Here is a 12202-nt window from a genome sequence, read left to right as displayed (position 1 = left end):
GGGTCCTGCCGGTGACAGGGAACGTACTGCCGCGCGCGCCGCGGCTTCATCAGGGAGCAGGACATGAGCAACGAATACGGCGACGTCAGCCCGGACGGCACCCAGATCCTGGTGCACCAGCGCGAAAAGGACTTCGTGCCCGCCGTCGGCGAAGAGCAGCACATCGAGGCGATCAGCGCGCACATCGAGCGCCATCTCGGGCCGATCGCCACCGTCCTGCACGAGATCATTTCCGACCTGGTGCATATCGACGTACACGTGGTGCCTCCCAATGACCACTGCCCGCATGTGCGGCTGGTGACGTCGGGCATGAGTGACCTGCCGATGACCGTGCCCGCCGAGGTGGAGGCGGACGTGCCGCGCTACATGGAACTGATGGTGACCCTGCCGGCCGACTGGCCGATCTCGCAGGAGGCCTTCGAGGACGAACGCAACTACTGGCCGGTGCGCCTGCTGAAGGGCATGGCGCGGCTGCCGCACGAGTACGACACCTGGCTGGGCTATGGCCATACCATCCCCAACGGCCACCCCAGCGAGCCCTACGCGCCGGGTGCCGGCTTCGATGGTGTCATCGTGCTGCCGCCGGTGACTGCCCCGGAGGACTTCGCTGCGCTGGAACTGGAAGACGGCAGGACCATCTGCTTCATGTCCCTGGTCCCGCTGTACCCGGAAGAGATGGACCTGAAGCTGAAAAAGGGCGCCGAGGCCCTGCTGGACCGCTTCGATGCCAAGGGCATCCAGGATGTGATCGAGCCCGGGCGCGTCAACGTGGCGAAGAAGCGTTTCGGTTTATTCTGAGACCGGTAACATCAGCGGCCTGTACGACTGCTTCCAGGCCCCTGCCATGACCGTCCTGCTCACCGGCGCTGCCGGCTTCATCGGTGCCTACACCGCCCGCGCCCTGCTGCAGCAGGGCCAGCCAGTGGTCGGCCTGGACAACTTCAACGATTACTACGACCCGCAGATCAAGCGCGACCGCGTGGCCGCGCTGTGCCCCACGCTGGACCTGCGCACGCTGGACCTGACCGACCGCGACGGGCTGGCCGCGCTGTTCGATGAGGTGCAGCCGACGGCGGTGATCCACCTGGCCGCACAGGCCGGCGTGCGCTACTCGCTGGAAAACCCGCACGCCTACGTCGACAGCAACCTGACCGGCTTCGTCAACATGCTGGAACTGTGCCGCCACCGCGGGGTCCAGCACCTCGTGTACGCCTCCAGCAGCTCGGTGTATGGCGATTCGGCCACGCCGCCGTTCTCCGAAGACCAGCGCGTGGACCAGCCGCGGTCACTGTATGCCGCCACCAAGGCGGCCAACGAACTGATGGCCTACACCTATGCGCAGCTGTTCGGCCTGCCTGCCACCGGCCTGCGCTTCTTCACCGTGTATGGGCCGTGGGGACGGCCGGACATGGCGCCGTTGCTGTTCTCGCGCGCGGTGCTGGCCGGGCGGTCGATCGACGTGTTCAACGAAGGCCGCATGCAGCGCGATTTCACACATGTTTCCGACATCGTTGCCGGTATCCTCGGCGCCCTCGCGCATCCGGCCAGTGGTCCGGTGCCGCACCAGGTGTTCAACCTCGGCAACCATACGCCGGTCGAGCTGGAGCGCTTCATCGGCGTGATCGAGCAGGCGGCCGGCCGCCCCGCGCAGAAGGTCTACAAGCCGATGCAGCCGGGCGACATGGTGCGCACGATGGCGGATACACGGCGCGCGCATGACGCATTTGGCTACGATCCGGTGATGCCGATCGAACAGGGTCTGCCGCCGGTGGTGCAGTGGTGCCGCGAGTATTTTGGTGATCGCGCCTGAGGAAGGACCCTCACACCGCCGGATTCATCTTCGGATAACCTCGGCGTCGGAGAATGCGCGGTCTTTGTCCCTTCCCTGGCCGAGTCCCCCATGAGCCAACCCGAGCTGTCCGTCGTCGTTCCAGTGTTCAACGAGCGCGACAACGTCGCGCCGCTGGTGGCAGAGATCCTCGCCGCACTGCGCGGCCGGCTGCCGTTCGAGATCGTCTACATCGACGATCATTCGCGCGACGACACGCTGGCGGTGCTGCAGTCCCTGAAGGCCAGCACCCCGGAGCTGCGGGTGCTGCACCACGTCACCCAGAGCGGGCAGAGCACGGCAGTGCGCACCGGGGTCAAGCATGCGCGTGCGCCGTGGATCGCCACCCTGGATGGCGATGGCCAGAATGATCCGGCCGACATCCCCAGGTTGCTGGCGGCCCGCGATGCCGCCCAGGCCCAGGTGAAGCTGTTCGCCGGCTGGCGCGTCAACCGCCAGGACAGCGGCAGCAAACGCTGGGCCAGCAAGTGGGCCAATGCGATCCGGGCGCGCATGCTGCGCGACGATACCCCCGATACCGGATGCGGCATCAAGCTGTTCGAGCGCAGTGCGTTCCTCGACCTGCCGTACTTCGACCACATGCATCGCTATCTGCCGGCGCTGATGCAGCGTGCCGGGTGGCAGACCACCAGTGTGCCGGTCAACCATCGCCACCGCACCGCAGGGGTTTCCAAGTACAACAACCTGGGCCGCGCGCTGGTCGGCATCCGCGACCTGCGCGGCGTGGCCTGGCTGATCACCCGCAGCAAGCGCACCGCGGTGGAGGAGCGTTGATGGAGCTGCATTGGCTCGACCAGCCGCTGACCTGGCTGTACTGGACCGGCCTGCATGTGACCGGCTGGAAGCTGATCGGCTATACCGGCGCGCTGATGTTCGGCGGGCGCTGGCTGGTCCAGTTCATCGCCTCCAAGCGCGCCGGCAAGCCGGTGATTCCGCGCCTGTTCTGGTACATGAGCGTGGTCGGCAGCCTGATGACGCTGAGCTACTTCCTGTTCTCGGCAAAGCAGGACTCGGTAGGCGTGCTGCAAAACCTGTTCCCGGCGTTCACGGCGTTGTACAGCCTGCAGCTGGACATCAAGCACCGCGGCTGGAAGCGGGACAAGGGCAGCCACTGAGTGCTGGCCGGGGCCGGATCGCCCTCCGGTAGCGCCGGGCCATGCCCGGCGGCTGTGGGATGGCGGCCAGCATCGGCCGCGCTGCGCGCTCGCGGGGCATGGCCCCGCGCTACAAGCGGGACAAGGGCAGCCACTGAGCGCTGGCCGTGGGCCGGGTCGCCCTCCGGTAGCGCCGGGCCATGCCCGGCGGCTGTGGGAGGGCGGCCAGCATCGGCTGCGCTGCGCGCTCGCGGGGCATGGCCCCGCGCTACAAGCGGGACAAGGGCAGCCACTGAGCGCTGGCCGTGGGCCGGGTCGCCCGCCGGTAGCGCCGGGCCATGCCCGGCGGCTGTGGGAGGGCGGCCAACATCGGCCGCGCTGCGCGCTCGCGGGGCATGGCCCCGCGCTACAAGCGGGACAAGGGCAGCCACTGAGCGCTGGCCGGGGCCGGATCGCCCTCGGGTAGCGCCGGGCCATGCCCGGCGACTGTGGGAGGGCGGCCAGCATCGGCCGCGCTGCGCGCTCGCGGGGCATGGCCCCGCGCTACCACGCGCCTTCGGCGCTGGGGCCCGGCCTGCGGCCGTTCCCGGTCCTGCCTGCGTTGCAGGCAGGACCTTCGTCCCATGCCAGCGGCAGTGCGGGGTGCCATCATCGCGGTCTGCCTTCCCGGGAACCTGTGCTTGTGAAAACCCGTCTTGCCGTTGCCCTGCTGATCGCCCTGTCCGCTCCCGCCGTGGCATCCGCCGCACCGCCTGCTGCTGCGGCACCGGCGGCACTGGCCGCTGAATCGGCCGCCGATGCCGCCTTCCGCGCGCTGTACGAGAAGGAATGGAAGTGGCGCCAGGAAGGCGGCGGCGAAGCCAGCGAGGACGGCGATGCGCCGGCCACGGCCACCCGCCTGCCGGATGTGGGTGCGGCCGCGCAGCAGGCACGCCTGAAGGTGTGGGACCAGACCCTGGCCGCGCTCAACCAGATCGACCCGAAAACGCTCTCGGCCGACAACCAGATCAACTACGCGATCTACCACGACCAGATCTTCAACCTGGCCGAGGAGGTGCGCCTGCGCGGCTACGAGATGCCGTTCAACGCCGATTCCTCGTTCTGGTCGAACCTGTCCTTCATGGCCCGGCGCGAGATGAAGACCGCGCAGGACTTCCGCAACTACATCGCGCGCCTCAACGATGTGCCGCGCTACTTCGGCCAGCAGACCGAGAACATGCGAGCCGGCCTGAAGCGCGGCTTCAGCGTGCCGCGCGCGGTGCTTGATGGCCGCGAGGTCTCCATCGCCACCGTCGCCGAGCTGAGGGATCCGACCGAGTCGCCGCTGTACGCCCCGTTCAAGAAGCTGCCCGGCAACATCCCGGCGGCCGAGCAGGCCGCGCTGCGCGAACAGGCCGCGGCGGCCATCAGCGACAAGGTAGTGCCAGCGTTCCAGCAGCTGCGCGTGTTCTTCGTCAACGAATATGTGCCGCAGGCGCGCACCACCCTGGCCGCCGAGGCGATGCCCGGGGGCAAGGCGTATTACAGGCAGCAGATCCACGAGTACACCACGCTGGACCTGTCGCCCGATGAGATCCACCGGATCGGTCTGGGCGAGGTGGCACGCATCCAGAAGGAAATGAACGAGATCATCAGGCAGGTCGGCTTCAAGGGCAGCTTCGCCGAATTCCTGACCTTCCTGCGCACCGACCCGCAGTTCTATGCCAAGACCCCGAACGAGCTGCTGTACCGTGCGGCGTGGATCTCCAAGCGCATCGACGGCGTCATCGGCAAGTACATGACCCTGCCGCGCGCGCGCTTCACCATCGTGCCGGTGCCGCCGGACATCGCCCCGTTCTGGACCGCCGGCCGTGGCGGCATGGGAACCTACTGGCTCAACACCTACAACCTGCCGGCGCGGCCGCTGTACAACCTGCCGGCGCTGACCCTGCATGAGTCCGACCCGGGCCACGCGCTGCAGGGGGCACTGGCGGCCGAACAGGGCGAACAGCCCGAATTCCGCCGCAACGCCTACATCTCCGCCTATGGCGAAGGCTGGGGCCTGTACAGCGAAAAGCTCGGCGTGGAGATGGGCATCTACGAAACCCCCTATGAGGATTTCGGTCGCCTGACCTATGAGATGTGGCGTGCCGCGCGCCTGGTGATCGACACCGGCGTGCACAGCAAGGGCTGGACCCGCCAGCAGGCCATTGCCTACCTCCGCGACCACACCGCACTGAGCGAGCATGAAGTGACCACCGAGGTGGATCGCTACATCTCCTGGCCGGGCCAGGCGTTGAGCTACAAGCTGGGCGAGATCGCCATCGTGCGCCTGCGCGCGCAGGCCGAAAAGGAACTGGGCGACAAGTTCGACATCAAGGGCTTCCATGATGCCGTGCTCAAGCAGGGCTCGGTGCCGCTGCCGGTACTGGAACAGCAGATCCAGGCCTACATCGCCGAGCGCAGGAAGGCCTGAGCCGAAGGTCAGCGCAACGCGCGGGGTAGCGCCGGGCCATGCCCGGCGAGCGCGCAGCGCGGCAGACGGGGCCCGATCGCAGGATCCGGCCCCGTCGTCGTTCAGCCCACCTCCCGCGGTCTGGCCACCCGCGCGGCAAACGTCGGCAGCACCAGCAGGGTCAGCACTGTCGCGGTGATCAGGCCACCGATCACCACCGTCGCCAACGGCTTCTGCACCTCCGCGCCCGAGCCGCTGGCAATCGCCATCGGTATGAAACCGACGATCGCCACCAGCGCCGTGGTCAGCACCGCGCGGATGCGGCTGGAGGCGCCGTTGATCGCCGCCTGCAGCGGCACATCGCCCGCATCCAGGCGCTCGCGGATCGCCTGCATCAGCACCAGGCCGTTGAGCGTGGCCACGCCCGAGACGGCGATGAAGCCGACCGCCGCCGATACCGAGAACGGCATGCCACGCAACAGCAGCGCGAGGATGCCGCCGACCAGTGCCAGCGGCACGCAGCTGAACACCAGCACCGCTTCCTTGCCGCTGCGCAGGGCCATGAACAGCAGGCTGCCGATCAGCAGGAACACCACCGGCACCACCGTCGCCAGCCGCTTCTCCGCGCGCTGCAGGTTCTCGAACTGGCCGCCCCAGGTCAGGTAGGCACCCGGGGGCAACGCCACATCGGCCACCGCCGCCTGTGCATCGCCGACAAAGCCGCCCAGGTCGCGACCGCGCACGTTGGCCTGCACCACCACGCGGCGGCTGCCGTTGTTGCGGCTGATCTGGTTGGGCCCTTCGCTGACCGTGATGCGGGCCACCGACGACAGCGGAATCACCTGGCCACCCGGCGTGGCGATCGGCAGCGATGCCAGCTGGTCCGGATCGTTGCGGGCGGCATCGTCCAGCCGCACCACCACGTCGAACCGGCGGTCGCCTTCAAAGATCCTGCCGGCGGTGCTGCCGCCGATGCCGGTGGACAATGCGTCGCTCACCTCCGCCGCGCTCAGTCCGTACTGCGCTGCAGCCACGTGGTCGATCTTCACGTTGAGCGTGGGCAGGCCGGAGATCTGCTCCACCCGTACATCGGCCGCGCCTTCCACTGCACGCAGTTTCAGCGCGACCTGGTCGGCCACCTTCTGCAGCTGGCTGAAGTCATCGCCGAAGATCATCACCGCCAGATCGGTACGCACGCCGGAGATCAGCTCGTTGAAGCGCAGCTCGATCGGCTGGCTGAACTCGAAGCTGTTGCCCAGCTGCTGCCCGGCCAGCGTCTCGAAACGTGCCACCAGCGCTTCCTTGTCCAGCTTCGGATCGGGCCATTGCGCGCGCGGCTTGAGCACGATCACGCTGTCGGAGATGTTGGTCGGCATCGGATCGATCGCCGCCTCGGCGGTACCGGTGCGCGAGAACACCGTGTCCACCTCCGGCTGTTGCGCAATCGCCTTCTCCAGCGCCAGCTGCATCGCCAGCGACTGTTCCAGCGAGGTCGACGGCACGCGCAGGGCCTGCATCGCCACGTTGCCCTCATCCAGCGTCGGCATGAACTCGCGACCCAGCAGGCCGAACGACCCGATGCCCACCAGCAGCATCAAGGCGGCCGCGGCGGCCACGGCACGCGGTCGTGCCACGGCCCGGCCGATGACCGGCTCGATACGCCGGCGCAGCGCGCGGATCAGGCGCGTTTCGTGCTCGCCGTCCGCGTTGTGGACCTCGCCTTCCTTCAGCTTCGGCTCGCGCACCAGCAGTGCGGCCATTGCCGGCACGAAGGTGAAGGAGAAGACGAAGGCGCCGACCAGGGCCAGCATGAAGGTGGCCGCCATCGGATGGAAGGTCTTTCCTTCCACGCCTTCCAGGGTCAGGATCGGCGCGAACACCAGCAGAATGATCAGCTGCCCGAACGCGGCCGGCCGGGCCATCTTGCGCGCCGAATCGGCGGCCACGCGCAGTCGCTCCATCGCGGTCAACGCCCGGCCCAGTTCGGCACGGCGCTGGGCCAGCATCAGCAGCGTGGATTCAATCACGATCACCGCGCCATCCACCAGGATGCCGAAGTCCAGCGCACCCAGGCTCATCAGGTTGCCGCTGATGCCGAAGCGGTTCATGCCGATCACCGCGAACAGGAACGACAGCGGAATCACCAGCGCGGTGATCGCCGCGGCACGCAGGTTGCCGAGCAGCAGGAACAGCACCACCACCACCAGCAGCGCGCCTTCGGTGAGGTTCTTGGCCACGGTCTTGATGGTGGAATTGACCAGCACGCTGCGGTCCAGCACCGGTGCCGCCACGATGTCAGCCGGCAGCGACTTGTTCACCTGTTCAAGGCGTGCGGCCGCGGCCTGCGCCACGGTGCGGCTGTTGCCACCGGCAATCATCAGCGCGGTGCCGAGCACGGCCTCGTGGCCATTGCGGCTGGCCGCACCCAGGCGTGGCGCGCGGCTCAGTGCCACCTCGGCCACATCGGCCACCCGCACCACCACGCCATTGCGGGTGGCCACCGGTGCCTGTGCAAGATCCTCGGTGGTCAGCGCCAGCCCATCGGCCCGCACCACCAGGCCTTCGCCGGCACGCTGCACGAAGCCGGCGCCGGCCTGCACGTTGGCGCGCTGCAGGGCAGTGACCAGATCGGCCAGGCCGAGTCCGTGCGCGGCCAGCTTCGCACTGTCCGGATGCACACCGTATTCCTTGACGTAGCCGCCGACCGTATCGACGCCGGCCAGCCCCGGGCTGGAGCGCATCTGCGGCGCGATGATCCAGTCCTGCACGGTGCGCAGATAGGTGGCGCGTTCTTCCGGCGTGCGCAGCAGGTCGCCCTCCGGCGTGCGGTAGACCTCGCCGGCCTGCCAGCCGGCTTCACCGGGCTTGGCCAGCCTGGCCGGATCGAAGGCGGTGAAGTCCACCGTCCACATCAACACTTCGCCGAGGCCGGTGGTGACCGGCGACAGCATCGGCGAGGCACCGTCGGGAAGGTCTTCCGACGCGTCGCGCATGCGTTCGGCCACCTGCTGGCGCGCGAAGTAGATGTCGGTTGCGTCGGTGAAGATCGCGGTCACCTGCGAGAAGCCATTGCGTGACAGCGAGCGCGTGGTGGTGAGTCCTGGGATGCCGGCCAGCGCGGTTTCCAGCGGATAGGTCACCTGCCGCTCGATCTGCTCGGGCGGCAGTGCCGGGGCCACCGTGTTGATCTGCACCTGGCGGTTGGTGATGTCCGGTACCGCGTCGATCGGCAGCGTACCCAGCTGGAACAGGCCCACGGCGGCGATCAGCGCCGCCAGGAACACCACCAGCCAGCGGTGGCGCACCGCGCTTTCAATGATCAGCTTGAACATGGTCGCCTCCTCAGTGGCCGTGCTCGGCTTCACCCTTGGCCAGTTCGGCCTTGAGCAGGAAGGCGTTGGCGCCGACGATGCGTTCGTTGCCGCTCAGCCCACCCAGGATCTCGATGCGGTCGCCGGCACGCCGCCCGGCCAGTACCGGCTGCGCCCTGAAGCCGCCTTCGACAGCGACGAACACCGCGCTGCTGCCATCGACGTTCTGCACCGCATCGGCGGGCACGCTCAACGCTCCGTCGCTGGCATCGGTCAGCACCACCGCCGAGACCGGCGAACCGGCCGGCGGCAATGCAGCATCGACCGGCGTGGCACGGATCACCGCCACGCCACCCTGCTGGCGCACATCGGCGGCCGAGCCGGTGACGGTGGCGGTGAAGCTGCCACCCGGCACGCTCACTTCCAGCTTCATGCCCGGTGTGACCTGCGCGGCCAGCGCCGGCGGTGCGGTGAACACCAGCTCGTTCATCGTCGGATCGGCGATGTCGGCCACTGCGCTGCCGGCGGCGACCACGCCACCCGGGGTGACCTGCACGTTGCCGACGATGCCGGCCACCGGGCTGGTGATGCGCACGCGGCCACTGGCATCGGGCGCACCATTGGCGGCGGCCTGCGCCTGCGCGGCGGCGGCCTGGGCCTGTGCTGCCAGCGAGCGGGCGCGCGAGGCTTCCAGCTCCTGACGGGCAACCACGCCCTGGTCGACCAGCGCCCTGTCGCGGCCATAGGCCAGGCGCGCGGCTTCGGCTTCGGCCGATGCGGCCAGCGCATTGGCGCGGAACACCGCCGCCTCGCCACTGACGACGATCGCCAGCGCCTGGTTCTGCTTCACCGCGGTGCCCGGCGCGACCAGCACGCGTTCGACGCGGCCGGTCACGGTCGAGGCCACCGATGCACGCGCACCGACCGAGGGCTCGACCCGCCCGGCGAGGCGGGTTGAACCGCCGCCGCCACGACCGACGGCGACCACGTCGATAGCGGAGGCCTTGATCTGTTCCGGAGTCAGCAGCACCACGCCCTCGTCGGCATCAGCCGGGGCCTTGGCGGTGTCTGCTCTGGCGTCTTTGCTGTCGGTGGCATCGGCCGCTTCGGGCGTCTGCGCATTGCCGGCGCAGCCGGCCAGGAACACGGCCAGCAGCACGCCGCCGATCAACGGGAAAGTACGGAAGAGCGTCATGGGGCCTCCACAAAGGGTGCGCGCCCTTCAAGGCGGGCAAGATCGATTTCCGCAGCGACGCGCGACAGGCGCGCATCCACGGCGGTACCGCGGGCGGTGATGAGGGCGCTGCGCGTGCTGCGCAGTTCCAGCTGCGAGATGCGTCCGGCATCGAAGCCGATGCGCGCCAGCCGATACGCCTCCTCGGCAGCGGCCACGCTCTCATCGGCCGCGCGGGTACGGCTGCCGGCCGCCTTCAGTCCAGCCACGGCGGAGAGGCGCTCGGCCTCGCTGTCGCGGCGTTGCTGGTCCAGGCGGGCGTCGGCCGCGCGCTGCTCGGCATTGGCGGCGCGGATGCCACCGCGGTTGCGGTCGAACAGCGGGATGCTGAGGCTGAGCCCGAGGTTGTAGGCGCGTTCGCCGCCTTCGCGGAAACGGGTCTGCGCGGCGGTGATGCTGAGGTCGGGCAGGGCGCGCTTGCGCTCCACGTCGATCAGCCTGCCCGCCGCGTCGGCTTCGGCTTCGGCGATGCGCACCGCCAACGCCGCCCCGGTGGCGCCGCGCGGCAGCGGCGGAGTGCGGTCGAGCAGGCTGCTGTCGACCGACTGCACCGGCGCATCCAGCAGTGCGGCACCGGCCAGGCGTGCCAGCGCGGCATCGCGGAAGGCCTGTGCTTCATCCAGCGCAGCGCTGGCATTGGCCACCTCGCTCTGCGCCTGTACCGCGCGCAGCTGCGGTTCGCGACCCTGCCTGACCATCGCGTTGATGGCGTTTGCGTCATCGCGGGTAAGGGTCAGCGCTTCTTCGGCCAGGGCATGGCGGCGCAGTGCACTTTCCGCCTGTGCATAGACCACCGCCAGCTGGCTGGCCATGTCACTGCGGCTTTGCGCACCCCGCAGGGTGGCCGCCTGTGCCTCGGCACGGGCGGCGCGGACACGCGCGCCGCGCTGGCCCCAGATCTCCAGCGGCTGGGACAGGGTAAGCACGCTGTCGGCCCTGCCCATGCCGCCGTAGGAGCCGGTGCCCCAGGCGTTCTCGGCCGACCAGGAAAGGGACGGATTGGGCAATGCACGGGCCTGGTCGGCGCGCGCATCGGCGGCCTCGGCCAGCGCCGCACCGACGCGGGTGCCGGGCAGCTGGTCGAGGCGTTCAAGCAGGGTGTCGTAGGAGGGAGCGGCTTGCGCCATCACCGATGCCGCCGGGGCCAGGCCCAGCAGCACAGCGACGACCAGCCCGGCCGCACGCGGCGACCGAGGTGTCAGGATCGACATAGGGGGATTCCGGTTGTGAGTGAAACGGGAGCCCGCACTCGCGGGACGCGCTCAACTCAGGTCCGGGGGGGACGTGCCAGTTCGTCCTGCGCGACCGCATAGGTCGCGACATCGCCAGCATTCATCCAGCGCGCCGGTTGCGGCGTGCCGAACACGGTGATGCTGCCGGCGGGCAGGCTCAGGTTGGAATGGTGGCAATGATTGTGGCTGCAGGCACCGGTGTGCGTGCCGTCATTGTCACTGTCGCCGTCTGCATCCTCGGCGCCGCTGTCCACGTGCATGACCGTGCTGGAGTGGGGTTCCACCGCACATGCCAGCACATCGGCCACCGGCACGACCACGAATGCCGCCATCAGCAGCATCAGCAGGGTCGAACGGAGGTGGCGGGCAATCCAGCGCATGGAGGGGAGGCTAGCAAGCGGTTTTCGCCGGATACAATATCAACGGCCACTTCGGGAATCCGTCGGAATCTCCCGTTCAGGTGGGCCGCGCACGTCCGCTCTGATCTGAAAGGTGTCGACCGTGGCCGGCACGTCGTTCGGCGTGTTGCCGGCCAGCGGCCGGCGCTACCGGTCTGCAGGCAGCTTGGCGATCACCTTGATCTCGAACTGGAACCCATACAGCCAGGTCACGCCGATTCCGGTCAGGGTGGGGTGCGGCGCCTCGCCCCAGTACTCGGGCACGATCGCCCAGGCCTTCTCGAAGTTCTTCTCCGGATCCACCAGGAACACGGTCACGTCGATCACGTCATCGAAGCTGCAGCCGGCGGCGGCCAGCACGGCATTGAGGTTGTCGAAGGCGCGGCGTACCTGGGTTTCGAAATCCGGCTCTGGCGACCCGTCCTCGCGGCTGCCCACCTGCCCGGAGACGAACAGGAAACCATTGGATCGGATCGCTGGCGAGTAACGGTTGCGCTCGTACAGCGCCTGGCGGCCGGCGGGGAAAACGACATCACGTTGTGACATGGGGAAGATCCCGTGGGAGAGAACGCCATCCTCCCCGCAGGCGCTGTCTGGATAAACCGCGATGATGCGCCTAGATTGATTGGCAATTCCAAACAATCACGGTG

At 68.7% G+C, this 12202-nt stretch carries 10 protein-coding genes; 5 read left to right on the top strand and 5 right to left on the bottom strand.

Annotated features, from left to right (window positions below; translation table 11 throughout):
* Positions 1 to 63 precede the first annotated feature (63 nt).
* From Q5Z10_RS20920 to Q5Z10_RS20900, 5 genes are all read left to right on the top strand, one after another.
* On the top strand, positions 64 to 798 hold the full coding sequence (locus Q5Z10_RS20920) for a suppressor of fused domain protein (protein ID WP_303637254.1): 735 nt from the start codon (positions 64 to 66) through the stop codon (positions 796 to 798).
* A 46-nt stretch (positions 799 to 844) separates the two neighbouring features.
* On the top strand, positions 845 to 1810 hold the full coding sequence (locus Q5Z10_RS20915; protein ID WP_303637253.1) for an NAD-dependent epimerase/dehydratase family protein: 966 nt from the start codon (positions 845 to 847) through the stop codon (positions 1808 to 1810).
* 90 nt (positions 1811 to 1900) lie between these two features.
* Positions 1901 to 2623 (top strand): glycosyltransferase family 2 protein, encoded by a 723-nt coding sequence (locus Q5Z10_RS20910; RefSeq protein WP_303637252.1) that lies wholly within the window; start codon positions 1901 to 1903, stop codon positions 2621 to 2623.
* Positions 2623 to 2964: a lipid-A-disaccharide synthase N-terminal domain-containing protein gene (locus tag Q5Z10_RS20905; protein ID WP_303637251.1), complete on the top strand. Its 342-nt coding sequence runs from the start codon at positions 2623 to 2625 to the stop codon at positions 2962 to 2964. Before Q5Z10_RS20910 ends, Q5Z10_RS20905 begins: the two co-directional genes overlap by 1 nt.
* A gap of 661 nt (positions 2965 to 3625) precedes the next feature.
* Entirely contained in the window at positions 3626 to 5398 is a 1773-nt protein-coding gene (locus tag Q5Z10_RS20900) for a DUF885 domain-containing protein (protein WP_303637250.1), read from the top strand.
* A 101-nt stretch (positions 5399 to 5499) separates the two neighbouring features.
* Here Q5Z10_RS20900 and Q5Z10_RS20895 read toward each other — a convergent pair whose 3' ends face one another.
* The 5 genes from Q5Z10_RS20895 to Q5Z10_RS20875 all read right to left on the bottom strand — a co-directional run bounded on the left by Q5Z10_RS20895 (position 5500) and on the right by Q5Z10_RS20875 (position 12098).
* Positions 5500 to 8709, bottom strand: a complete 3210-nt coding sequence (locus Q5Z10_RS20895; protein WP_303637249.1) for an efflux RND transporter permease subunit — start codon at positions 8707 to 8709, stop codon at positions 5500 to 5502.
* Between the two features lie 10 nt (positions 8710 to 8719).
* Positions 8720 to 9883, bottom strand: coding sequence for an efflux RND transporter periplasmic adaptor subunit (locus Q5Z10_RS20890; RefSeq protein ID WP_303637248.1), 1164 nt, complete (start codon positions 9881 to 9883; stop codon positions 8720 to 8722).
* Positions 9880 to 11133 (bottom strand): TolC family protein, encoded by a 1254-nt coding sequence (locus tag Q5Z10_RS20885; protein ID WP_303637247.1) that lies wholly within the window; start codon positions 11131 to 11133, stop codon positions 9880 to 9882. The genes Q5Z10_RS20890 and Q5Z10_RS20885 overlap by 4 nt, the downstream gene beginning before the upstream one ends.
* A gap of 56 nt (positions 11134 to 11189) precedes the next feature.
* Complete coding sequence (locus tag Q5Z10_RS20880) at positions 11190 to 11534, bottom strand: hypothetical protein (protein ID WP_303637246.1); 345 nt, start codon at positions 11532 to 11534, stop codon at positions 11190 to 11192.
* A gap of 165 nt (positions 11535 to 11699) precedes the next feature.
* Positions 11700 to 12098, bottom strand: coding sequence for a RidA family protein (locus tag Q5Z10_RS20875; RefSeq protein WP_303637245.1), 399 nt, complete (start codon positions 12096 to 12098; stop codon positions 11700 to 11702).
* Positions 12099 to 12202: the final 104 nt, after the last annotated feature.

The organism is Stenotrophomonas sp. 704A1, assembly GCF_030549525.1.
GTDB classification, from domain to species: domain Bacteria; phylum Pseudomonadota; class Gammaproteobacteria; order Xanthomonadales; family Xanthomonadaceae; genus Stenotrophomonas; species Stenotrophomonas tuberculopleuritidis.
The sequence above is the reverse complement of the archived record's forward strand: the minus strand, read 5'-3'. Positions and strand labels throughout refer to the sequence as shown.